General features: G+C 67.0%; 20 protein-coding genes. 8 read left to right on the top strand and 12 right to left on the bottom strand.

From position 1 onward, the window contains the following. Positions 1-202 precede the first annotated feature (202 nt). The 5 genes from H0W40_RS03455 to H0W40_RS03475 all read right to left on the bottom strand — a co-directional run bounded on the left by H0W40_RS03455 (position 203) and on the right by H0W40_RS03475 (position 5,787). Positions 203-1,621: an FAD-dependent oxidoreductase gene (locus tag H0W40_RS03455; protein WP_292443205.1), complete on the bottom strand. Its 1,419-nt coding sequence runs from the start codon at positions 1,619-1,621 to the stop codon at positions 203-205. Between the two features lie 11 nt (positions 1,622-1,632). After that, complete coding sequence (locus H0W40_RS03460; RefSeq protein ID WP_292443207.1) at positions 1,633-1,938, bottom strand: 4Fe-4S dicluster domain-containing protein; 306 nt, start codon at positions 1,936-1,938, stop codon at positions 1,633-1,635. Positions 1,939-1,946: 8 nt separating this feature from the next. Next, positions 1,947-2,534: a molybdopterin dinucleotide binding domain-containing protein gene (locus H0W40_RS03465; RefSeq protein WP_292443209.1), complete on the bottom strand. Its 588-nt coding sequence runs from the start codon at positions 2,532-2,534 to the stop codon at positions 1,947-1,949. Between the two features lie 14 nt (positions 2,535-2,548). Next, entirely contained in the window at positions 2,549-4,078 is a 1,530-nt protein-coding gene (locus H0W40_RS03470; protein WP_292443211.1) for a molybdopterin-dependent oxidoreductase, read from the bottom strand. A 230-nt stretch (positions 4,079-4,308) separates the two neighbouring features. After that, the gene (locus tag H0W40_RS03475; protein WP_292443213.1) at positions 4,309-5,787 is read right to left on the bottom strand and encodes a PLP-dependent aminotransferase family protein; all 1,479 of its coding nucleotides are present in this window, start codon (positions 5,785-5,787) and stop codon (positions 4,309-4,311) included. A gap of 315 nt (positions 5,788-6,102) precedes the next feature. Between H0W40_RS03475 and H0W40_RS03480 the strand changes: the two genes are divergently transcribed. Further along, positions 6,103-7,566 carry a DUF3422 family protein gene (locus tag H0W40_RS03480; protein ID WP_292443215.1) on the top strand — a complete coding sequence of 488 codons (1,464 nt, stop codon included), beginning with the start codon at positions 6,103-6,105 and terminating at the stop codon, positions 7,564-7,566. Between the two features lie 610 nt (positions 7,567-8,176). Next, entirely contained in the window at positions 8,177-11,239 is a 3,063-nt protein-coding gene (locus tag H0W40_RS03485) for a transglycosylase domain-containing protein (protein WP_292443216.1), read from the top strand. 151 nt (positions 11,240-11,390) lie between these two features. Here H0W40_RS03485 and H0W40_RS03490 read toward each other — a convergent pair whose 3' ends face one another. After that, positions 11,391-11,840: a cupin domain-containing protein gene (locus H0W40_RS03490; RefSeq protein WP_292443218.1), complete on the bottom strand. Its 450-nt coding sequence runs from the start codon at positions 11,838-11,840 to the stop codon at positions 11,391-11,393. Positions 11,841-11,960: 120 nt separating this feature from the next. Between H0W40_RS03490 and H0W40_RS03495 the strand changes: the two genes are divergently transcribed. Beyond that, on the top strand, positions 11,961-12,854 hold the full coding sequence (locus H0W40_RS03495) for a LysR family transcriptional regulator (RefSeq protein ID WP_292443219.1): 894 nt from the start codon (positions 11,961-11,963) through the stop codon (positions 12,852-12,854). Positions 12,855-13,396: 542 nt separating this feature from the next. Here the strand turns inward: H0W40_RS03495 and H0W40_RS03500 are convergent. The 4 genes from H0W40_RS03500 to H0W40_RS03515 form a co-directional block, all read right to left on the bottom strand. Beyond that, positions 13,397-14,230: an aldo/keto reductase gene (locus H0W40_RS03500; protein ID WP_292443221.1), complete on the bottom strand. Its 834-nt coding sequence runs from the start codon at positions 14,228-14,230 to the stop codon at positions 13,397-13,399. 226 nt (positions 14,231-14,456) lie between these two features. Continuing rightward, positions 14,457-15,245 carry a tRNA-uridine aminocarboxypropyltransferase gene (locus H0W40_RS03505; protein WP_292443222.1) on the bottom strand — a complete coding sequence of 263 codons (789 nt, stop codon included), beginning with the start codon at positions 15,243-15,245 and terminating at the stop codon, positions 14,457-14,459. Positions 15,246-15,874: 629 nt separating this feature from the next. Next, positions 15,875-16,105, bottom strand: coding sequence for a hypothetical protein (locus tag H0W40_RS03510; RefSeq protein WP_292443223.1), 231 nt, complete (start codon positions 16,103-16,105; stop codon positions 15,875-15,877). A 287-nt stretch (positions 16,106-16,392) separates the two neighbouring features. Further along, a complete protein-coding gene (locus H0W40_RS03515; RefSeq protein ID WP_292443224.1) occupies positions 16,393-16,644 on the bottom strand; it encodes a hypothetical protein in 252 nt (83 codons plus the stop codon). A 41-nt stretch (positions 16,645-16,685) separates the two neighbouring features. On the opposite strand from H0W40_RS03515, the gene H0W40_RS03520 reads away from it, so the two are divergent. The 3 genes from H0W40_RS03520 (at position 16,686) to H0W40_RS03530 (ending at position 19,108) form a co-directional block, all read left to right on the top strand. Beyond that, positions 16,686-17,051, top strand: coding sequence for a transposase (locus H0W40_RS03520; RefSeq protein WP_292443226.1), 366 nt, complete (start codon positions 16,686-16,688; stop codon positions 17,049-17,051). After that, positions 17,048-17,389 carry an IS66 family insertion sequence element accessory protein TnpB gene (gene tnpB, locus H0W40_RS03525; RefSeq protein WP_292443228.1) on the top strand — a complete coding sequence of 114 codons (342 nt, stop codon included), beginning with the start codon at positions 17,048-17,050 and terminating at the stop codon, positions 17,387-17,389. Before H0W40_RS03520 ends, tnpB begins: the two co-directional genes overlap by 4 nt. A 93-nt stretch (positions 17,390-17,482) precedes the next feature. Continuing rightward, positions 17,483-19,108, top strand: coding sequence for an IS66 family transposase (locus tag H0W40_RS03530; RefSeq protein ID WP_292443230.1), 1,626 nt, complete (start codon positions 17,483-17,485; stop codon positions 19,106-19,108). A 195-nt stretch (positions 19,109-19,303) separates the two neighbouring features. Here H0W40_RS03530 and H0W40_RS03535 read toward each other — a convergent pair whose 3' ends face one another. Continuing rightward, positions 19,304-19,663, bottom strand: a complete 360-nt coding sequence (locus tag H0W40_RS03535) for a hemerythrin domain-containing protein (RefSeq protein WP_292443232.1) — start codon at positions 19,661-19,663, stop codon at positions 19,304-19,306. Positions 19,664-20,251: 588 nt separating this feature from the next. Further along, positions 20,252-21,574, bottom strand: coding sequence for a glycerophosphodiester phosphodiesterase family protein (locus H0W40_RS03540; protein ID WP_292443234.1), 1,323 nt, complete (start codon positions 21,572-21,574; stop codon positions 20,252-20,254). 253 nt (positions 21,575-21,827) lie between these two features. On the opposite strand from H0W40_RS03540, the gene H0W40_RS03545 reads away from it, so the two are divergent. Both H0W40_RS03545 and H0W40_RS03550 read left to right on the top strand, forming a co-directional pair. Beyond that, positions 21,828-22,094, top strand: a complete 267-nt coding sequence (locus H0W40_RS03545; RefSeq protein WP_292443236.1) for a hypothetical protein — start codon at positions 21,828-21,830, stop codon at positions 22,092-22,094. A gap of 314 nt (positions 22,095-22,408) precedes the next feature. Further along, positions 22,409-24,001, top strand: coding sequence for an alkaline phosphatase D family protein (locus H0W40_RS03550; protein ID WP_292443237.1), 1,593 nt, complete (start codon positions 22,409-22,411; stop codon positions 23,999-24,001). Positions 24,002-24,008: the final 7 nt, after the last annotated feature.

Here is a 24,008-nt window from a genome sequence, read left to right on the forward strand (position 1 = left end):
ACAAGGCCATCGGCTTGGCTTGGTCGAATGACGTGTTCATCGACGAGGTCAACGACGGCGAAAGCGACCTGCTGTAGTCCCCTCCCAGCTTCTCGGTCAAGAGGGCCTTGAGGCCACGCTTACCTTCTTTGCGTGTGGCTTGAGCTTTCTTCGCTGGGCTTCTTGCGCCCCCACGAGCCCGAGCTTGTCGTGATCCCGCGGGTCAGGCCTGTGCATGCTCCGCAAGCTGCCCGGCGGCCGCGGCGAGCATGTCGGGCACGCGGACGAATTTCTCGGCCACCTTGTTCAGCGCTCTGCCTCGCTCCTGCTCCGCGCGCTCGATGGCCAGCCAGTCGTCGAAGGTGACGACCCGGTGCCCGGCGGCGTTCAGCATGGCGAGCAGCGCCGTGCGTCCCGGCTTGGGCCTGGCCAGCGCTGGCAGGTCCTCGAGGAGACGCGCCACCGTTTCCACGCTGTCGAGCCGATTGCTGCCGATGACGCCGGTCGGCCCCCGCTTGATCCAGCCGGTCACGTACCAGCCCTTCATCGCATGGCCGGGTGCCTTCATCACCCGGCCGTCCTGATGCGGGACGGTGCCGGTCCGAGTATCGAAAGGCAGGCCCGGCACCGCGCAGCCCCGGTAGCCGACGCTTCGAAACAGCAGGCCGGCGCGCAGGCTCGAACGCTCCCCCGTCGGCACGGCGCGCTGATCGCCGGCGGGGCCTGCCAGCTTCTGCGTTTCCAGCGTGAGGCTGTGCAGGCGGCTGCCCCCCTGCAGCGCGACGGGGGCCTGGTAGAAGTGCAGATGGAGCGTGCGTTCGGCCTCGCGGGGGCGCGCTGCGAAGGCCTGCAGGATCTCGCAGTTCTTCGCTGCGTGAACGAAGCCTGCAAGCGCCAGCTCCTGCCGGCTTTCCTCGTTCAGCACCAGCGAGGCGGGATCGACGACGGGCTGCCAGCCCGGCAGCGCGCCGAGTTCACGCAACTCCTTCGGCGTGAACCGGGCTTGCACGGGGCCGCGCCGGCCGACGAGATGGATCTCGCGCACCCGCGACGCCGCCAGCGCATCCAGCGCATGCTGCGTGATGTCGGTGCGGCGCAAGTCCTCGACCGGCTTGGCCAGGATGCGGCACAGGTCGATCGCCACATTGCCCTGCCCGACCACGACCACGACCTCCTGCGAAAGGTCGAAGTCCATCCCGGCGCACTCCGGCTTGCCGTTGTACCAACCGACGAAGTCGCCGGCCGCGTGCACGCCCGCCAGGTGCTCGCCCTCGATGCCGAGCTTGCGGTCTGCGTCGGCGCCCACCGCAACGACCACCGCGTGGTACATCGCGGCCAGTTGCTCCGCGGTGAACTCGCGCCCGAGCGCGACATTGCCGAAGAAGCGGCAACGCGGGTCGCGCGCGATGCCGTCGAACACGGCGGTCACGGACTTGAGCTTGGCGTGGTCCGGCGCAACGCCGAAGCGCACCAGGCCGTAGGGCACCGGCAGGCGCTCGATCAGATCGACCTCGACTGCGAGGCCGCACTCCAGCAGCGCCTCGGCGGCGTAGAAGCCACCGGGGCCGCTGCCGACGACGGCCACGCGCAGCGGCTCGCCGGGCGCGCCCACCGCGTTCGTGCTGGCGGCCTGCGCCGTCACGGCCGCGCTCCTCAGTAGCCCAGTTCGCGGCGCCGGTCGGCCGCACCCTCCAGCGGCGGCAGCTTCGCCCGCACGGTCGGATAGCGCCCGGACTCGCGGGCATTGATCTCGATCCAGTGCTGCTGGTCCGGGCTCAGATCGAACTCTTCCACGATGGCGTGGACCGGACAGGCGGGGATGCAGGCGCCGCAGTCGATGCACACCGCAGGGTCGATATAGACGCGCACCTCGTTCACGTGAAAGCAGGCGACCGGGCAGGTGGCGACGCAATCCGTGAAGCGGCAGTGGCGGCAGTTGTCGGTCACGACGTGGGTCATGGCGGGCCTCAGACCGTCTGCACGTCCACCAGGTTGTCGGAATAGGCGCCGGCCTGGCCGAGGTTGCAGTGCCGCGCAGGCGTCGTGGAATTGACCGCCGTGCCGCTCCGGTTCAGGCCCGGCCAGTGGCCGACGTTGGTCATCATCAGGCCCGCCGAGACGTCTTCGCTGAGTTCGGCGCGTGCCTCGAACGAGCCGCGCTCGTTGAAGATGCGCACATAGCTGCCGTGCTCGATCCGGCGGGGGACCGCGTCCTGCGGATGGATGACGATGATCTGCTCGCCCTGGCGCCTTTGCTGCGTGGGCTCGTTGCCGTACTGCGTGTTCAAGAAGGCATGCGGCTTGGGCGACACCAGGTTGAGCGGATAGCGCTGAGCCGACGACGCATCGCTCATCTCTGCCGGCGCGATGTAGTTCGGCACCGGGTCCACCGCGTCCCCGGGCTGCATGCCTTCATAGCCCGAGCGCCAGACCGGCACGACGAAGTTGCCGCCGGCCGCCAGGCTCGATGCGAACTCGCACTTGCCCGAGGGCGTCTTGAAATTGCCCTGCGCATGCGGCGCGCGCTCGTGCGGCAGGCCCACGTTCAGGCGCATGTAGCCCTTCTCCTTCAAGGCCTCCAGGGTGATGCTTGCATCTGCGGCGCGCTCCAGTCGTAGGAGCGCAGCAGCATCTCGTCCAGGCTCAGGGACCAGTAGTCGTCGTCGAAGCCCATCGTGCGCGCGAGGCGGCGGAACATCTCGATGTTCGGCACGCACTCGCCGGGCGGCTCGATCGCCGGCTGGTTGAGCATCACGTAGAGGTGGCCCCAGGTGACCATCAGGTCGTACTGCTCGGCCTGCATCGTCGCCGGCAGCAGGATGTCGGCGTACTTGGCGGTGTCGGTGATGAACAGCTCGCTGACCACCGTGAACAGGTCTTCACGCGCCAGCCCCTCGACGATGCGGCCCGCCGCCGGCGCCTGCGACACCGGGTTCGAGTTATAGACGAAGAGCGATTTGATCGGCGGATCGAGCGCCATGTCGCCGGTCAGCGCCGCGCCGAGGTCGAGTTCGTTGACCACCCGCGTGCCCGGGCGGATCCAGTCGGGCCGGCACATGAAGTCGAACTTGAAGGGGAACTCCCAGATCGGCATTTCGACCGTGCCGCCGCCGACATGACGCCATGCGCCCACCAGCGCCGGCAGGCAGGTGATGGCGCGGATCGCGTCGCCGCCGCCCGGGCTCCGCTCCACGGCCACGCCCTGGCGGATCGCCGAAGGCTGCGCCGTGGCGTACTCGCGCGCCAGCGTCACGATGTCCTGCGCCGCGATGCCGGTGATCTGCGCCACGCGCTCGGGCGGGAACTCGGCCGCGCGCTGTGCGAGCTGCTCGTAGCCCAGGGTGTACTTCTCGACGTAGTCGCGATCGACCAGGCCCTCGCCGATGATCACGTTCATCATGCCCAGCGCCAGCGCGCCGTCGGTGCCGGGCTTGATGCGGATGTGCCAGTCGGCCTGCTTGGCGGTGCGCGTGCGCACCGGGTCGATCACCACCAGCCTGGCCCCGTTCGCCTTGGCCTGGAGGATGAACGGCCAAGCGTGCAGGTTGGTGTTGAGCATGTTCATGCCCCACACGATGATGTACTTGGAGAAGGCGAGGCTCTCGACGTCCAGGCCGCCCGTCGGGCCCACCGTCATGATCCAGGCGGTCGAGGAGCCCGACTCGCAATACGTCTTCTCCGCCACCGTCGAGCCCAGGCGGTTGAAGAAGGCGTCGCCGGCGGTCAGGCCGTTGAGCGTGCCCTGGTGGCCCAGGTAGGCGTGGGGCAGGATGGCCTGCGATCCGTGCTCGGCAATGATGTCGGTCCAGCGCGACTTGATCTGCGCCAGCGCCTCGTCCCAGGAGATGCGCTCGAACTGGCCCGATCCCTTGGGCCCGACGCGCTTCATCGGATGCATCAGCCGGTCCGGGTTGTAGTGGTGCTCGGCGAAGTTCTTCAGCTTCACGCACAGGCCGCCGCGTGTCATCGGGTGGTCCGGATCGCCGGTCACTTCGACGAGTTTGCCGTCCTCGACGTGATACAGGAAGGCACAGGTGTCGGGGCAGTCCTGCGGGCAGGCGCCGCGCACGGTGCGGGTCTCGCTGAAATGGGCTGACATGGCAGACTCCTGATCGGTTGCCGACGGTGGATGAACGCCCGCGGTCGAGGCAACATCGTCTCGCTGCCCTGCGCCAGCGCGCGCCGACCGTGAGCCGAAGTTAGGAGAAGGCCTGCCGCAGCGATAGAGCCAGTGCGCGAAAAATCGACGGTGCCAGTTGCGGCGCCGTGCGCCGATCGAGGGTTGCCGGGCCTGACAGCGCCACCTAAGGGTCGTCCCGGACCCCGGGGTCAGCACGCTGCGAGTGCGGTGCCCAGAACAGCGATGCCGCGCCGGATCTGCGCTTCGCTCAGGTGGGTGTAGCCCATGAGCAGGCCGCGCTCGTGGTCTGCCAGGTGCTCGTAGAGCCAGGCCGGGCTGTCCGCCAGGGGATAAACGCCCACACCGAGGGCTCGGCAGGCCTGCTGGACCAGCGCCGCACGCGGCGCGCCCGGCGGCAAGGTGAGGTACACGTGGGTGCCCGCCTCGGCACCCGACACCACTGCGCCGGGCAGCTCGGCGCGCAAGGCCTCGAGCAATGCGTTGCGGCGCAGCTCGTAGGTGTGCCGCAACTTCCTGACGTGCGTCTCCCAACTGCCTTCGCGCATGAACTGCGCCAGCGCGGCCTGCTCCAGCCAGGGCAGCCCGTTGTCCATCAGGGACTTGACGGTCAGGGCGGGCCGGATCAGATCGCGCGGCACCACCACGTAGCCGATGCGAAGACCCGGGCCGATCGAGCGCGAGAAGGAGTTGAGGTAGATGACGCAGCCATTGCGATCGAGCGACTGCAGCGACGGCAGGGGCGAGCCCTCGTAGCGGAAGTCGGCGTCGTAATCGACCTCCAGGATGTAGGCGCCCGCCTTCGCGGCCCATTCCAGCAGCGCCAGGCGGCGGTGCAGCGGCATGGTGACACCGGTCGGAAACTGGTGCGAGGGCGTGACGTACACGAGCTTGACCCTTGCGGCCGGCAAGCGCCCGACGTCGATGCCGTGTTGATCGACGGGCACGGCGATGATCCGGCTGCCGTAGCTTTCGAACAGGAAGGCCGCGCCGCGGTAGGTCGGCGCCTCCATGACGACCGGCGTGTTGGTGCCGACGAACAGGTGGCCCGCGAGGTTGATGCCTTGCTGGAAGCCCGCGACCAGGAGCACCTGCTCGGCCGAAACCACCATGCCGCGGGCCGGCCCGAGGTGGCTGGTGATGAGCTGGCGCAACTCGGCGATGCCGCCCGGATGGCTGTATTCGCTCATCCGCTCGGACGCCCCGCCGAGGCAGTCGGTGAGGATCCTTCTCCAGGCCTTCTCGGGAAACGAGCGCGCCGAGGAGCGCCCGAACACGAAATCAACCGTGATGCCGGCGGGCGTGGGCCGGTGCAGGCCGGGCGGGCCCCGGCCCGTGTAGGCAAGCGGCAGGTTGATCGCGCGGTACGGGCTGCCCGTGCGCGCCGGCAGTCCGGTGTCGTGAGGGCGCATGAATTCGTCGGGCAGCGTCTTGCAGACGAAGGTGCCGACCGTGCGTTCGGTGTAGAGGTAGCCCTGGCCGATCAGCGTTTCGTAGGCGCTCGTGATCGTGTTGCGCGAGACGCCCATCTGCTTGCCCAGCTCTCGCGTGGTGGGAACCGGCGCGCCCGGCGCCAGACCTCCTTGCTCGATGAGCGCACGCATCCGCTCGACGATCTGCGACTGCAAGGTCGAGGTGCTGCTCGGGTCGATGGAGATCGGAAGCTGCAAATCGGCTCCAGGCGAGCGGCGGCGGTCGGACCGAGGTGGGGCCTCCGTACGGACGGGCCATTGTCGCGATCCGCGGACAGCCGGAACCGATCGCCGTCGCGGCGATCGCCTCGGCCTGTACCTTTCGGCCGCCGGACGCTCACCCATGCCCTCGCCGCAGAAGGGCAGCGCCGATCAGCCAGCGGTGACGGGGCTGCGGTCACGGCACACCGGCACGATCGTGCCGTCTATCCGAAGCGGAGGGATCTGCAATATGCTGCGCTCCCTCCGAGCGAAGGCGCAGCGCCCGTGCGGCGCAAGGTTTCGAGCACCGCCATGACCGTCGCGGGCAAGACGGGTTTCGAACAATCCACCATGCTGCCACCCGACCATCCACAGCGACGCACCCTGGCCGACGAGGTGCATGCGCGGCCGCCCGAGCCGCTCGGCACGCCCTCGCGCGCGAGCTACATCGCCCTGCTCGTCGAACCGCATGACCGAGCGCGCGAGCTGGCGCATATCGTCGCGCTGTGCGAGCGTCATGCGGTCGAGCCGCCCGACGGCCAGGCCACGCAGTTCAGCGTGCAGATCGGCCCCGTGCGGCTGAAGTGGGAGCGCCACGGCGAGTTCTCCGCGATCACGCTGTTCGCGCCGGGCCCGAGCGGGCGACCGTTCAGCGAACCGGTGGTCGCCCTGCTGCCCGCCGACTGGGTGGCCGCGCTGCCCGGCGTCGCCCTCGTGGCCGCGCACGCGGAAGTGATCGCCGCCGGCGACGGGTCGCCCGATGCGGAGGCGCTCTCCGGCCACTTCGCCGGCAACATCGTCGTCGGCGCCGAGGTCGGCGAAGGGGCCGGCCTGGCCTTCACCGACTTCCGCGTCCATGCCGACGGCTTCTCGCGCGTCCTGCTGTGCAACCGCAGCTTCACCACCCGCCAGGCCGGGCGCATGCTGCAGCGACTGTTCGAGATCGAGGCGTATCGGATGATGGCGCTGCTGGCGCTGCCGGTGGCGCGGCGGCTGTCGCCGCGCTGCCTGGAGATCGAACGCTCGCTGGCCACGCTGACCGCAAGGATCGCCGCCGATGCCGGCGACGACGAAGCGCTCCTGCAGGAGCTGACCCGGCTGGCCGCCGAGTTGGAAAGCGAACTCACCGCCAGCCAGTTCCGCTTCGGCGCCTGCCGCGCCTACCACGCGCTGGTCACGACGCGCATCGCCGAGCTGCGCGAACGCCGGCTGGCGGGCATCCAGACCATTGACGAGTTCATGGCACGCCGCCTGAACCCGGCGGTCGCCACCTGCGAGACGGTGTCGCGGCGGCTGCACGGTCTGTCGGAGCGGGTGGCGCAGGTGAGCGGCCTGCTGTCGACCCGGGTCGATATCAAGCGCGAGCGTCAGAACCAGGCGCTGCTGGCCTCGATGGACCGCCGCGCGAAGCAGCAATTGCGGCTGCAGCAGACGGTGGAGGGTCTGTCGCTGGCGGCGATCGTGTACTACGTCGTCGGACTCCTGGGCTACGCGGCGAAGGCCGGCAAGGCCGGCGGCCTGGCGATCGAGCCCGACCTGCTGATCGGGGCGGCGATCCCGATCGTGGCGGCAGCGGTGTTCCTGATGCTGCGGCGGACCCGGCGCAGGCTCCACAACGCCGAATCGGAGAGCGCCTCGCCGGTCTGTGTCGGGCGGGATTGCCCGAGACCGGAGCACCACGGCGCAGCGCAGCAGTCAGGGTTCGAAGACGGCCGCAGGCCGCAAGCGCTCTCCGCAGCGAGCGCGCAGACCTTGACGGCGAGAACGACGTGGTAGCGTGGGTCGACACGGCAAGCCCACCAACACCAACGCACGCCAGCCCGCTTCAGTGAGATAGGTCGAGGCGCAGAAACTCGCCGCTGAGTCGCGCGAGCTGAGCACTGTCGGCTCGCCTATCGCAGCGTCGGCTTCGCGGCTGCTCAACGACAGATTCGACTGGCAAGACTCGACCCGAAGCGGTCCGACAGGTCGCGTAATTCAGCGCCCAATAGCTGCCATTCAGCTCACGCCGCCATCGCTTCGATCTCGTCGTTGAACGCGGAGCGCTCGATTTCGTTGCCACACCAGCCCGCCAGGCACAGGACGCCGCCCGAAGATATCTACAGCCGCGGCCCAGGACTGGGGCGCTCGAGGAGCGCACGCACCACCGAGGGCTTGGCGCTGTTGACCTATGCCCGGGGTCGCCGCAGCGCAGCCTCGGGGAACCGTGGGCCAGAACGCCGCACTCCAGGAAGCCGTCGAACTCGTCCTTCACGAACTGCGGCAGATCGGTCCGATCGATCGAGAAGCGGCGCCAGACGCGCCCAGACGTGCAGACCGGGCGCGTCGCGCGTAGGCACGATATCGGCCTCGGGCGAGCCCTTTCGTGCCGCCCGCGCACATTGTGATGGCCGTCTCGAACCGACCCCGCTGGACCCGCAACGCTCTGCTCGTGGTGTGCGCGATTTTCATCTGCGCGCTGGCGGTGGCCGGCTGGCTGATTTTCGACGAAGCGACCACCTCGCGCCGACAGGCCGGATGGCTGAGCGCGCAGGCGCCGGCGATCGGCTACACCGTGCAGCCCGGCGCGACTGCACAGCCCCGGTTCCCGACCACCGGGCCCTTTGACGAGCGTCTCGGCTACCGGCGCGTGCCCGAGTTCGTGCAGCGCCTGTCGGCGCAGGGCTATGAGCTGACCGCGCAGGCGCGCATGTCACCGCGCATGGTCGAGTTCATCGACCGCGGGCTGCACGCGCCGTACCGCGAGACGGTGCAGGCCGGGCTCGACGTGCGCGATTGCCGGGGCGATGCGCTCGCGCTCGCACGCTACCCGCAGCGCGTGTTCGACGGCTTCGGCGCGGTGCCGGCGCTGCTCGTCGACGCACTCCTGTTCATCGAGGACCGGCACCTCCTGGACGCACAGCATCCGATGAAGAACCCCGCCGTCGAGTGGGATCGCTTCGGCAAGGCCGTGGTCGGCCAAGGGCTGCGGCGCCTGACAGGCGCGCACACCGCTGGCGGCGGCAGCACGCTCGCGACGCAGATCGAGAAGTACCGCCATTCGGCCGAAGGCCGCACGGTGAGCGCCGAGCAGAAGGTGCGCCAGATGGCATCAGCATCGCTGCGCGCCTATCTTGACGGCACCGAGACCCTGCCGCGCCGGCAGCAGATCGTCGTCGACTACCTGAACACGGTGCCGCTGTCCGCCAAGGCCGGGTTCGGTGAGGTCAACGGCGTCGGTGACGGCCTGTGGGCGTGGTACGGGCGCGACTTCGATGAGGTGCGGCAAGCGCTCGGTGCGCCACGGGGCGCCCCCGCCCCATCGACTGCGCAGGCACTGGCCTTCAAGCAGGCGCTGTCGCTCATGGTCGCGCAGCGCCGACCGTCGCACTACCTGGCCGAGGGTGAGCCGGAACTGCGCAAGCTCACCGATGCCTACCTGCGCCTGCTCGCCGATGCGGGCGTCATCACCCCGTCACTGCGCGACGTCGCGCTGACGCAGCCGTTGCGACTGCAGCGCGGTCTGCCGGGGTCGGACGCGCAATCGTTCGTCGACCGCAAGGCCGGCACGCTCGTGCGCGCGCGGCTGCAGACGCTGCTCGGCGTGTCGCGCGCCTACGACCTCGACCGGCTGCACCTGGCGGTGCGCAGCCCGCTCGACGGCCGCGTGCAGCACACGGCAACCGAGCTGCTGCGGGGCCTCGCCGACCCGAAGGCCGCGCAGGCCGCCGGCCTGTACGGTTTCCGCCTGCTCGATCCGGGGCAAGACCCGTCGAAGCTGCGCATCAGCTTCACGCTGTACGAGCGAGGCGAGACCGGCAATCTGCTGCGCGTGCAGACCGACAACTTCGATCAGCCGTTCGACCTCAACGACGGCGCGCGACTCGACCTCGGATCGACCTCCAAGCTGCGCACGCTGACGACCTACCTCGAGATGGTGGCCGAGCTGCACCATCGCTGGTCCGAATTGTCGAAGGATGGCCTCGCCGCACTGACGATTCCGTCGCAGGACACGATCGGCCGCTGGGCGCGCGAGCAGTTGCTGCGCGACGAGGAGCGCAGCCTGCGCCATCTGCTCGACCAGGCGATGGACCGCGTCTACTCGGCCAGCCCCGCCGAAGGCTTCCACACCGGCGGCGGGCTGCACCATTTCGGCAACTTCGACAAGGTCGACGACAGCCGCAACATGACGTTGCGCGAGGCGCTGACCCGCTCGGTCAACCTGCCTTTCATCCGGCTGATGCGCGACCTGGTCCATCACGTCACCGCGCGCGGCGACGGCGCGCACACGGTGCTGATCGACGACCCGAACGACCCCCGGCGGCGCGAGTTCCTGGCCCGTTTCGCCGACAAGGAAGGGCGCGAGTTCCTCGGCCGCTTCCACCGCCAATACGCTGGCAAGTCGCCGGCCGAGATCGAGACGCTGCTGCAGCGCAATGCGCGCGGCACGCCCTCGGGCCTGGCCGCCGCGCTGTACGGCATGGAGCCGACGGCCGACACCGCCCGCTTGCGCGCGTTCATCGCCGGCCGGCTGACGAACAGCGCGCCGAGCGATGCGGCGCTGGAGACGCTGGCGGCCAGGCATGGGCCGGACCGCTGGTCGCTCGCCGACCGCGCCTACCTCGCAGGCGTGCACCCGCTGGAGCTATGGGTGGCAGCGCAGCTGCGCGCGCATCCGCAGGCCGGATGGTCCGAGGTGGTCGCGGCGAGCGCCGACGCGCGCCAGGCCTCGTACGAATGGCTGTTCAAGACGCGCCACAAGTCGGCGCAGGACAGCCGCATCCGCAACCTGGTCGAGCTCGACGCGTTCACCGAGATCCACGCCGCGTGGCGCCGCCTCGGTTACCCCTTCGATGCACTGACCCCGTCTTACGCGAGCGCGCTCGGAGCCTCGGGCGACCGCCCGGCGGCACTCGCCGAGCTGATGGGCATCATCGTCAACGGCGGCCTGCGCCTGCCGGTGACGCGTGTCGAGTCGCTGCGCTTCGCCCGCGGCACGCCGTACGAGACCCAGTTGGCGCGCCGGCCGGCCGAGGCCGAGCGCGTGATGCCGGCCGAGGTGGCCGACGTGCTGCGCACGGCGCTTATCGGCGTCGTCGAGGACGGCACCGCCAAGCGGCTTAAGGGCGCCCTCGTTCGCCCCGACGGCACGCCGGTGACGATCGGCGGCAAGACCGGCACCGGTGACCAGCGCTTCGACGTCCACGGCCGCGGCGGCGTGCTGATCTCGTCGCGCGTCGTCAACCGCACCGCCACGCTCGTGTTCCTGATCGGCGAGCGCCACTTCGGCACGCTGATGGCCTACGTGCCGGAGCCGCACGCGGCCGCGTACAACTTCACCAGCGCGCTGCCGTCTCAGCTGCTGAAGGCCCTGCTGCCCGCGCTGCAGCCGCTGATCGACGGCACCGGCTGCCCCGCCGGCGTCGAGCCCGCGGCCTTCGCGGCCGCGGTGCTCTCCGTCCCGCGCTGACGCTCGCGGCGCCGCGAACGTCGCCGCCCGCGCTGGCCGGACGCCCCCGCGCTCCTTGCGCGATCGGCGACTGGTTTTCGAGACGATGAACTCAACATCTCACCCATGGCGGTCGTCGACGCATTGGATGGCAGCGTCGGAAACTAGTCTTTCACACCGGCGCGGCCGCCGTCGGCTGCGGCGGCGCCGCAGGCACCAGCCCGTAGCGCGACATCACGTCCATCAGCTTGGCCCGGTCCGGCGGGCCGCCGGCATTGGTCACCGCGGTTACGTCGAGGAAATACTGTGCACCGATGTCCGGCGTCATGACGATCAGCGCGCGCGCCGTCGTCGTGCCGGTGTTTCGAAAGCTGTGCACCGAACCGCGCGGCGACGACATGCACTGGCCGGCGGTCAGTTCCCGCGTCACACCGTCGACCGAATAGCCGAGCGTGCCTTCAAGTCCGTAGATGAACTCGTCGTTGCGTTTGTGGCTGTGCGGCGGCGGCACTGTGGCGCCCGGCGCCACCGTCAGCTCGAACGCGCCCAGCCCATCGGTCTTCGAACCATCGACCAGGTAGCGGATCTGCAATTCACCCAGCTTGATGACGTCTTCGCTCATGCCTTGCTCCTGAAGCTCCACGATGCGTCAGAATCTAGTTCGTTGCACGTTCGGTGTAAATACGACTTTCAGCAACTCATTGTTGCTTCAATAGTGCAATTAAGGGAACGTCTGGCCGCGATGTCCGTGTTTGCACAGGTGGTGCAGGCGAAGAGCTTTTCCGCGGCCGCGACGCAACTCGGTCTGTCGAAGTCCGTGGTCAGCCGCCAGATCAGCGCGCTGGAGCAGTCCCTGGGCCTGAAGCTGCTGAACCGCAGCACACGCAAGCTGAGCCTGACCGAAGGCGGTGCAATCTTCTACGAGCACTGCGCGCGTGTCGTGCACGAAGCTACGTATGCCGAGCAGCGGGTGAAGCAGACGCAGTCCGAACTGGCCGGGCTGGTGCGCGTGACCTGCGTGCAGGCCTTCGCGCTGCGCCACCTGATGCCGGCGCTAGGCGAGTTCCAGTCCAGGCACCCAGAGATCCAGATTAAGCTTTCGTGCAGCAACCACAGGATCGACCTGGGCGAGGAACGCTTCGACATCGGCATTCGCATGTCGGACGACCCCGACCCGAATCTGGTGGCACGCAAGCTGGCGGTAAACCGCAAGCTGATGTGCGCCGCGCCCGCCTACTTGGCACGGCGCGGCACGCCGCGCGGAGTGGCCGACCTGGCCGGCCACGATGCGGTGGTGTTTCCGCCTCTGGCGCCGAAAGGGGTCTGGACCCTGCGGCACGACGGGCGCGACCACACCGTGCATTTCACCGCACGTCTCGAGACCGACGACATGGATGCCACCCAGGCCGCGCTGGTCGCCGGGCTGGGCCTAGGACCGCTGCCGGTGTATGTCGCGGCGGACGACATCCGGCACGGCCGCTTGGTGCCGCTGCTGCGCGAGTTCGAGGTCGTACCCCAGTTCGGCATCTACCTGGTGCACCAGCCCAACCGCACGATGCCGACGCGCGTGCGCGCGCTCATCAACTTCCTGGTGCAGCGCTTTGAGCCCACGCCGCCGTGGGAGATCGGTTGGTAGCGCCAGGGGCCGCCAGCGGAGCCGGTCGATCTACACAGACAAGCAACGGATCTATTGCAAAGCTCGCGCCGAAATTTATTGAACCCAGCGAGACCAGCCTCGCCGCTCTTTGACGGACACCAAAGACTTGCCCTACTCGCTTGGAGTGGGCATGCCCCCACACCGGACTGCGTTTGATTTTGCTGGGTGACTTCGGGTCCGCAGATTGAGCGGCGTGAAAGCGGCCGCTCGTGGCCGACTGGAAGTGGCCGCGAGTGTGAGTACGTGAGCGTCGCCGGTAAGCCGCCCTTCGACTTGAGGGTCCAGCCCGCCGGGTATGGCAGAACGCGGCGCTGATCGGGAAAAGCGCTGCGGCGTGGACCCTCAGCTGTATCGCCGCCTGCGCGAACGCGCATCACGGACCTCAGGGTCGGGCCTGGGATCTCACCGTAGGCCAACGCCGCGCCTTTTGCGCTCCCTGTGGCGATTGACCGGGCCTCTTCAAGCTCCGAAGGATAGGCGTTATGCCATGGAGCAGCAGCAGGCGCTGAAGAGCCAGGGTCCTAGATCATCTCGAGTGAAACGGGGCCGGTTGGGGCCGCGAACAGGGCATTCAGTTCGCCCAACTGTTGAGGCGTCAGCGGTCGCGAGAGTGCCCTTGCGTTCTCCTCCAACCGCTCCCTGCTGCCGGTCTTGGGTATCGCCACCACGCCGTCCTGCGCAAGCAGCCAGGCGAGCGCGACCTGAGCCGGTGTCATGCCTTGCTGCCTCGCATACTTCACGAGCCGTGGCGCTTTCAACAACCCGCCCTGCTCGAACGGTGAATAGGCCATCACTGGGATGTGGCGTTGGCGCAGCCAGGGCAGTAGGTCCCATTCGATGCCTCGCCGTGTCAGGTTGTAAAGGAGCTGGTTCGTCTGCACCCCGGCTCCTCCATGCACCGCCTCCAGCGCCACCATCTGGCGCAGGTCCAGGTTGCTCACACCCCAGTAGCGGATCTTGCCGCTTTGCTGCAACCGTTCGAAGGCCTCCACCGACTCCCCGAGTGGAACGCTGCCTGACCAGTGCAGCAGGTACAGGTCGATCACTTCGATACCCAGGCGCCGCCGACTGTTGTCGCAAGCAGTCGGCATGGCGTGACGAGAGGCGTTGTGGGGGTAGACCTTGGTGACGATGAAGACCTCCCCGCGTCTGCCCGCGATGGCTTCGCCGACCAGCGATTCCGATCGGCCATCCCCATACATCTCCGCGGTATCGATCAGGGTCAGTCCGAGGTCAATGCCATGACGCAGGGCGGCCATCTCGCCCTTGCGGCGGCGATTGTCTTCGCCGATTCGCCAAGTGCCCTGCCCGAGTGCGGACAGGGTCTCGCCGCAGGGCAAGGCAATGCGCTTCATCTAAAGCCTCCGGCGCAGAAGTCAGGTGCGGTGGAACCGTTCATGCGGTTTGCGATCATCAGATAAAACACGATCACCATCGAGACAAAGGCCGGCACGCCGAGTGCCCCAGGATCTTGACCATGCGACCCTACTGCGCCGGCAGTGGCGCCGCCTGCTTTCGTTGATCAATTTCAAACGTCGTATCAGTCTGCAAGGGCCATCGCGTTGCGCTGTCGATCGCCCGTCAAGCAGTTGGAGTCGCTTCAAGCGTGACGTCGCTCTGCTCCATCGCGCCCTGGCGACCCACTACCTCGTGCAAGCGCTGATGAGCTGCTCCTTCCCAGGCAATGGGCAGCTGGTTCTTCGCCTGAACGTAGTGGTGCGTGAAGACGTTCAAGTACGCCTCCAACGTCTGCCCGGCGACCTGGTCGCCTGCGAGATTCAGGCACAGCGCGGCCACCTCGCTCGTGCAGAAATGGTCGCCGCAACGTGACCGACGGAGCTTGTACTGAGACGTCCGGGCCGGCTCCAGACTGAGCACCGGCAGGTGGTCCAGATAAGGGCTTCGCCCGAACATCTTTCGGGCCTCCGACCACGTACCGTCCAGCAGAACAAACAGCGGACGTTTGGTCGCGCCCACAGGGCCTGCGGCGCGCGTCCGAACGGCGTGCACGACACGTTCCGGCGCCGCGTACTGGCCTGGAAACACAACGTAGAAGTCCCAGGTCGGATCGCTCAAAAGGGAGAGAAGTGCAGGATCGGGTTCGGTTCGAGACCAGCCGAAGGCGAAAGTGTCCTCGACCACATCCGCGATCAACCAGCCGGTGTTGGACGGCTTGAGCGGTTCGATGTCGGCCATCAGCAGGCATACCGCCGCGCGCGTGAACATCGAAGTGCGCAAGACGCACATGCAGTGCGTCGGGACCAGCCGGCAGCCCGCGCAGCGCTCGCGCTTGAAGCCGCCACGAACCAAGAAGGGCTTGGTGGCGTTCGCCAGACGCGCGGCGCGCAGAAGAGAGACAGCGTGAGACATGCGGAGATTGTCAGAGCGATCGCATGGGCCTTGGACTGCACATCCGACGCGACGGGCCGGTACTGAGCCGGGTTATACGGATGGCAACTGCAAAGCGCGCCCCGCGTCGAGCGGACACCGTGACGCTATGGCTTTGACGGATTCGCAGCGATTGCTGTCGTTTCCGGCCAAGCCCTGAACTCACGGTCTCAGCCCCATTCCGGTCGTTCAGGCGCCAAGGAGATCTTGGCATCGACGACCGGTCTCAAGGTTCTGCAGACGGCGTTCGGCAACCCATTCTCTCCTCCAGAGCACGAAAGAGTCCTCGCAATCGGGGGGAGTTCACATAGCGCGAAATCGCAGCCCGTCAGAGGCGAGACGCACGGCGGCTCGACGCGAGGCGCAACTGCTCGGCCTCACGAAGCGGGGCGCGCCCAGTGTGAAGAACATCACCGCACGCGCTCGCAGTAGCCGGTCCGTCAATCGGGACCGACTCGGCTATCGCCTGGCATCGCATGCAGCAACACTGACTAAGTCCGATCTCGCAAGGCATTCATCCGCTGAAGGCACCGGACGAACGCCGTGAGTCGGTACGAGCACCGGTGCGCATGGTCATCGAAGTCCAACTCCACCGGGGTCTTCTTTTTTGCTTACTGCCAGCAGCCGGCACGCAAGTCTTCGAGGAACTGACCGATCCAATCACCGCCGAAACTTGCGTCGTAACAGCATTGCATACCGTCGCGACTGACGGCCACGATGCGAGATGTGGAGTCGCCGGTCAGTAACTCCAAGGTGAACTTTTCACAGCCGCGAACTTCCGCGGCGCAAGCGTCATGAAAAGCCTTCACCTCTCGCTTGGTGAGCTTGTCGCCAGTTGCCATTTCTCCCTCTATCGTCTTTGTGTCCCAAGCGGATCGAGCCGCATGTGGTGTCCAACGATACTGCCTGTCGTCTAGGCAAGATGTGAGGTGCTTCCCCCGTCTGTACAACCGCTCAAAAGAAGAAGCCCGTGCAATGACGAGCTTCGATGAACGACTTCGACAAATGTTTCTGAGTTGGCAGCCTGACCGCCAACCACAAGCTTGTTCGATCCGGATCGTCGCTTCTGCGAGCACTGTTAGATCGACGACGATCGCAAAGCCCGTGGCGATGCGAGAAAACTGCTCGTCTAAATGGATGGCATTCCTGCGTTCGGGAAACTTCCAAGCACCAGCTTGGCTTCCTCAAGCAGTGCTGCAGCCGGCTCGGATTCGTCAAAGTCGCGACGATCTTCGCCAAGCAACGAGCTCAAGTGAGCTTGCACTTCGGTCCCTAGCTGCATGCGCCGCTCTTCGTCGAGTGCAGCCCCGAGCCATGGGAAGTAAGCGTCTCGGGGCGACACCTTGAACAGCGGAGCGCTGAGGCTAATGATCGTGTCCATCAAGAAGTTAGGTGGACACGATGGCAGAGGAGAGGCCGGTAATGCGGCGACGGCACAGTGCGCAGTTGAAGGCGCAGGTGCTTGCGGAATGCGCCGAGCCGGGGGCGTCGGTGGCGAAGGTGGCGATGTCGCACGCACTGAACGCGAACATCGTCCATGGGTGGCGCAAGTTCGCACGCGAGCGCGATGGTCCCGCCGTGTTACCACCAAGCCCCGCGGCCTTGCCCGCCAGGTCAGCCGCGAGCATGCCGCAGTTCGTGCCGGTGTCGATGGCGCCGACACCGCCGCAGTCGGCGCCCGCCGACATCCGCATCGAGCTTCGTCGCGGCGCCACTTTGATGAAGATCACCTGGCCGATCGCAGCGGCGGCGGACTGCGCGGCCTGGATGCGCGAGTTGCTGCGGTGATCCGCATCGACTCACTGTGGCTCGCGGTTGAGCCCATGGACATGCGCGCAGGCGCCGAGCGGCTGCTGGCCAGCGTCGTGCAGGTCTTCGGCCGCGCGCAGGCGCACCATGGCTACCTGTTCTCAAACGCACGCACTACCCGCATCAAGCTGCTGGTGCACGACGGCTTCGGCGTGTGGTGCGCGGCCAGGCGCCTGAACGCAGGGCGCTTCGACTGGCCGCGCGAGGTGAGCGCCGGGACGGCGCCGATGACCTTGACGCAGCAGCAATTCGACGCCCTGGTGCTGGGTCTGCCGTGGCAGCGGCTCGCGCAAATGCAGGTCATTACGCGGATGTAATTGCCCTGCGCTCAGTCGACGGTGCCAGACCTGTGCAAGGCAATTGGCGCATGTCCGAATGGCTCGGTCCGGACTGCGTCAACACAATGGCGCATGCTCGATGTGCGCGACTTCAAAGCCCAAGACCTGCGCGGTCTGAGCCCCGATGCATTAGCCGTCGTGGCCGAGCAAATGTTGGCCCACATCGGCGAGCAGAGCAAGCATATTGGCGAGCAGAGCAAGCGCATCGACTCGCAGGCCCAGGCCATCAAGTGGCGCGACGCCAAGATCGAGAGCATCACGTTCCAGCTCGCCCGGCTGAAGGCCTGGAAGTTCGGCGCCAAGACCGAAGCCATGAACGCCGAGCAGCGCGCGCTGTTCGAGGAGACGTGTGCCGCCGACCAGGCCAGCCTGGAGGCCCAGCTCGCCGCGTTGCAGCCCGCAACCGTTGGCGGCACTGCACCAGACAAGCAGCCAGAGCATCCAAGCAAGCGTCAACCCAAGCGCGAAGCACTGCCGGCACACCTGCCGCGCATGGATCAGCGCGTCGAGCCCGAGGACACGAATTGCCCGACGCCAGAGTGCGGCCAACCGATGGTGCGCGTGGGCGAGGACATCAGCGAGAGGCTTGACGTCAAGCCGGCGCAGTTCTTCGTGCAGCGCCAGATCCGGGGCAAGTGGGCCTGCCGGTGCTGCCAGTTGATGGTGCAGGAGCCTGCCGCGCCGCAGGTCTTCGACAACGCCATCCCCACCCCGGGGCTGCAGGCCCACACGGTGGTCAGCCGCTTCATCGATCACATTCCCTACTACCGGCAAGAGCAGATCAACGCCCGCTCGGGCGTGCACACGCCGCGCTCGACGTTGGCGGGCTGGGGCGGCCACACCGGTGCGCAGTTGATGCCGCTGTACGAGGCGCACCGCAGCTTCGTGCTCGGCAGCCCGGTGGTTCACGCCGACGAGACGCCGATCGGGATGCTGGACCCGGGCGGGGGCAAGACCAAGAAGGCCTACATGTGGGCCTACGCGCGCGGCGCCTTCGAGGCTGAGCCCGGGGTGGTGTACGACTTCTGCGCCGGGCGCGGGGGCAAGTATCCCCATGCCTTCCTCAAGGACTGGTCGGGCACGCTGGTGGTGGACGCCTACGGCGGCTACGACGCCACGCTGTCGCTGGATGGGCGCTTCACCGCGAACTGCCTGGCTCACGCGAGGAGGAAGTTCGACGAACTGGTCAAGGCCAACGCGAGCGAGGTGGCCAAGCAGGCCATCCAGCGCATCGCCTGGCTGTACCGGATCGAGGCCGACGCCAAGGTGTTGACATCCGAGCAGCGGCTGCAGATGCGGCTGGAGCGGACCCGGCCGTTGTGGCAGGAACTGCACGTGTGGCTGCAACTCGAGCGCCAGCGTGTGCCCGACGGCAGCGCCATTGCCAAGGCCATCGACTACACCCTGAACCACTGGGCGGGACTCGGGCGGTTCCTGCTGGACGGCGCTGTGCCGATCGACAACAACCACATCGAGAACCAGATCCGGCCCTGGGCCTTGGGGCGGCGCAACTGGCTGTTCATCGGCAGCCAGTTGGCCGGCGAGAGGGCTGCGATGGTGATGAGCCTGCTGCAGTCGGCCAAGCTCAATGGGCACGAGCCCTGGGCCTACTTGAAGGACGTGCTCACGCGGCTGCCCACGCAGTTGAACAGCCAGATCGAGGAGTTGCTGCCTCACCGGTGGCGCCGCGCCGACTGAGGTGCTCCCGGCGGCGCAAACGCGCCCAGTGAACAACGCGGCGATGCGCTGGCCGATGCACGCGACCAGGGCGCCGACGCACAGGCAGCGAACGAGCCGCGTCATCGCTGCCCTGCAAGTCATCGCCACCACGTTCGCCATGCACGCGAGGGTCGATTGCCGTTCGCGTCAGATCAAGATGCCACGCCCAGACGCTTACCATGGGAAGAGCTGCTCGACTCCGATCCTCTGCTGACGACGCAGCTTCAACGCCATGGTGTTAAGGGCCGCCGTGTAGGCGGGCGTATCGAGGCGCGTAGTCAGCAGTTCGCCTAACTGATGCTTCAGCTCGACATGCTCACGAAGCAGTTGAGACGACACCTGCTTCCAGCCCTCGATCTTCATGAGTGGAATGACCGAGAGATCCATCGCCCGCAGCAACGCGCCGACCCCTTTGGCGAACTCGTCAAAGAGCCGGCGGTAAGACGGCGAGCTTTGCAGCGCCAATAGCTGGTCCATCAAATCAGCAAGGACCCGGTGATGGTCGTTTATGACGGCAACTACATCTCGCTTCATGTCGCGATTACCGTCTGCTTGCAAGATGGCTGGTGCGGCACCGGATGTAGCAATTTGTGTGCCGCATAACACCGATGCGCAAAAGATGCACAACGACGGTACGGAAACGTACAAAGCGGACCTAAAAGTTTATCCGAGCCCAAGGATCGCTTTTACTGCAGGACCGGCTACCTGACCGGTTCCTCGTGCAAGCAGCGTGACGTTGATTGCCAGCTTTGTATGGGTCTTTGGCCTGCCCCCTCTGCCTTGGCAGCGTTTAGGCTGGAGTCCGGGTCGAACTGATGCCAAACAACAGCAACAGAACCGCTCGTAACGGACCAGACCGTCACGATGACTGAAACCCAGTACGAATCTCCGACCGTCGAAAACTTAGGACACAACCAGCCTTTACTCAAGCTTTCAACTACGCACCCGCAGCCATGGCCTGCAGACCCTAAGCAAGGGCGTCTGAATATAGGAGCAGGCAGCCCTGCTGGCCGCACGGTAGTGCGGCAAGGTAAGGGCCCCCTGTACGTCCGCCCCATGGCGGCCGACGAAGCGACGGGCTGCCGTGCGATTCCCGACGCTACACGCTCCCGCGATGGCTGCTTAGCGCAGGCCTGCGCAGTTCGCGTAGAAAGTCGTCGTGGCCGGCCAGTCCGAGAAGATGCCCAGTATGCCGATCTCGCGCGCAAGCACGTCGAGAACCTGCATCATGTCGCCTTCGCGTTTGATCGCCGTGTCAAAGCTCTGATAGTAGAAGCCGTTGCCACCGTCAGCCAGAACCCCTGAGCGCTCCAGGGTCCACGTGATGATGTCGAGTCCCGCGGCCTTGGCGTTGCGGGCGTAAGTCGATGGCACGATGCGACCGCCGCCATCGTCGGCCAGCAACGCGAAGATCGGCGGCGCCACGATCTGGACACCCTCGTTCTTGTAGCCGACAAGCTCGGCGTAAGTCGGCAGGTCCGCAACGGTGTTTGCGTCGTCTAGGTAGACAGCTTGTTGCCCGAACTCGGGCTCCTGGGCAACCCAGTAGCGCACGTCCCGAATGTCGAACGACTGGGGCCAGACGTGGCGCGGCGGCACCTTTGCCTGCCTGTACTCGTCGATCATCTTCTGCGCGTAGGCTTCCTGCGTGAAGCCATCGAACGGCATGGCCACGTTGGGGCCCTTGAGTTCGGGAGTCATTTTCACGCCGAGGCGCTTGAACAGCTCAATGCTTTCGCGGTGGGTCAGCAGCGTGCCGCTCGTGGGCCCGGCATACAGATCCGTCCGCCAGTTCGCCGTGCCACCGAGGTACTCCTGCACTGTGCGGGCCCGCGGGTTGAAGGCGTCCATCTTGCCTCGCAGCGTCTTAAACTCGGCGAGCGTCAGCTCGCTGGTGCGGCACTCGGCCGTGGCGGGCGTGACCAGGGCGCCGTTTGCATCAAAAGTAGCTGGCGTGAAGGGCTGGGTGCACTTGGCCGCCAGCTCGGTGGCGAGGATGTTCGTGGAGGTGTGCAGGTCGTTCTGGGCATGGCGGCAGACGAGCTGCTTGTCCTTTGTGAACGTCACATCGCACTCGATGATGCCGGCGCCGGTGCGCGCCGCGGCTACGTAGGACTCCAGCGTGTGCTCCGGAAACTGCATCGGTGCGCCGCGGTGCCCGATCGAGAACTCTCGCGCCGTGTAGGTGCCACGCTGTGCGCATTGGCGTAGCTGCTGCTTCAGCGGTCCCTCGCGCATGTCGTCGACCAGAAAGAGCGGGCGCGGACCGATCTGCACGCGTGTTGGCTTTTCGATCTCAGACAGCGTAGGACCGCCGCTACCGGCGTGAACGCCGCTCGTCATCAGCCCGGCGAGTGCGACGAGCAGGATCAATGTGTTGCGCATGGATGTCCTCGGTGGTGGTGGATGACCAAGCCCGATAAGTGCATCGGGCGCCCGCACCATTCTCGGAAGCGCTTGTGGCAGTTCGGTGTCGATCGCTTGACGGCGCCGTGGCAGTCGGGACCACCCGAACGGAACAGGATAGGGAGCATCGAAGGGTGGGGTCGCTGAAGTAGGGCGCCGGCGACCGGCTGGAATATTCAGCGCTCTCTGGATCCGCATCGCTTCTCCCCTCTGCGATGACGGGCTGAGCCATTCAGCGAAAGATTCTCTCAGGTGTATGCTGCAGTGCAGCAATACCTTGAAGTGGCTCCCCATGCTCAAGTTCGATGCTCTTGTGCGAGGGCGTGTGTTCTACGAGGGTTCGGACAGCCAACCCGTGCGCATGCCCCAGGGCCGATGCTTGGTCGAGGCCTATCAGGGCTTTGTCAGTCTCACATGGGCCGAGGAGGTCGGCCCATGTACGGCAGTGCTCAACGCCGATGCCTTTGAAACCGCGCTCGAGGCCGGGGCAATCTTGATCACTGATGCGTCCCAACTGCGGACTTTGCGCGAGCCTGCCCGGGAGGATTCCGAAGGTTGATGCGCAACGCCCTCCCGGCCGAGCGCCCGCGCTGCCGCCTTCCGTCTGGTGAGGGTAGCCGCTGTGCGGATCGATGGAAACGGCTTCATGGGTGCCTGCGGCGCGAACAGCGCGATCGCTGCGAGCAGGATCTGCAGGGCAACAGCCGGCGCTGCAGCGCCATGCGAGCTTCTCGTCGTGACCCGCACATTCGCACCGCAACGCGACAACTCCGTGAAGCACGATGGTGACCGTCGCGTCGCGCGCCGGTCATCGAACTGACTTCGCCGCCGCCTACGGTGCGGGCTTCTTCCACCAATGCCCAGGAGCCCTCGATGACCGATCACGATCTCCCCTCGCGCCGCCTGTTCCTCAAGTCCAGCGGCGTCGCGCTCGGCGCGCTGGCCGCGCCTGCCATCGTCACCGCGCAGTCGGCGCGTCCGATCGCCGCGCAGGGCGTGCAGTTCGGCGATCCGACCGGCGACGCCGTCGTCGTGTGGAGTCGCAGCGACCGGCCGGCACGCATGATCGTCGAGTGGTCCAGGGACCCGATGTTCCGCGACGCGCAGCGCATCCTCGGCCCCTACGCACTGAAGGCGAGCGACTTCACCGCGCGCCAGGACCTGACCGGTCTGCCGCCGGATCGCGACACTTTCGTGCGCGTGAGCTTCCAGTCGCTGGACAACGCGCGCGCGCTCAGCGAGCCGGTGATCGGCCAGCTGCGCGGCCTGCCCGACCGCGGCGAGGACCTGCGCTTCGTCTGGGGCGGCGACACCGCCGGCCAGGGCTGGGGCATCAACCCGACCTTCGGCGGCATGCGGATCTACGAGGCGATGCGCCAGCGCCAGCCGCACTTCTTCGTCCACAGCGGTGACACCATCTACGCCGACGGCCCGATCCCGGCCAGCGTCGTGGCCGAGGGCGGGCGCGTGTGGAACAACCTCGTCACGCCCGAGGTCGCCAAGGTCGCCGAGACGCTGGACGAATTCCGCGGCCGCTACCGCTACAACCTGCTCGACGAGCCGCTGCGCCGCTTCAATGCCGAGGTACCGCAGATCTGGCAATGGGACGACCACGAGGTCACGAACAACTGGTCCGACGCCAAGGACCTGTCGGCCGACGCGCGCTACACCGAGAAGAACGTGCCGCTGCTGATCGCGCGGGGCACACGCGCCTTCCTCGACTATGCGCCGATGCGGCCCTTCGATGCCCGCGAGTCGCAGCGCGTCTACCGCCAGTTTCGCTACGGCCCGCTGCTCGACGTGTTCGTGGTCGACATGCGCAGCTACCGCGGCCCCAACAGCTACAACCGCCAGACCGCGCCCGACGACAGCACCGCGATCCTGGGCCGCGAGCAGCTGGACTGGCTCAAGCGCGAACTCGCGAAGTCGCGTGCTCTTTGGAAGGTGGTCGCCTCAGACATGCCGATCGGCTTGCTGATCGGCGACGGCCGCGACGCGCAGGGACGCGCTCGCTTCGAAGGCCCGGCCAACGGCAGCGGCCCGGCGCTGGGCCGCGAGTTCGAGATCGCCGAGCTCCTGACCCACCTCAGGCGCGAACGCGTCGACAACGTGGTCTGGCTGACCGCCGATGTGCACTACTGCGCCGCTCACCATTACGACCCGAAGGCGGCGTTGTACGCGGACTTCGACCCGTTCTGGGAGTTCGTCGCCGGGCCTCTGAACGCCGGCTCTTTCGGGCCCGGCGTGCTGGACGACACTTTCGGACCGCAGGCCGTCTTCGTGAAGGCGCCGCCCCCCGGCCAGGCCAATTTGTCGCCGTACGCGGGACTGCAGTTCTTCGGCGAGGTCAACATCGACAGCCGCGGGCAGTTCCACGTTGATCTTCGCGATCTCGACGGCACGGCGCTCTTCAGCAAGACGCTGACGCCCGAGCGGGGGCACGGCGGTCGTCACCCCCGGCGTTGATGCCGGC

Origin of the sequence: Methylibium sp. (assembly GCF_013817345.1) — a bacterium.
Lineage (GTDB): Bacteria > Pseudomonadota > Gammaproteobacteria > Burkholderiales > Burkholderiaceae_C > Methylibium.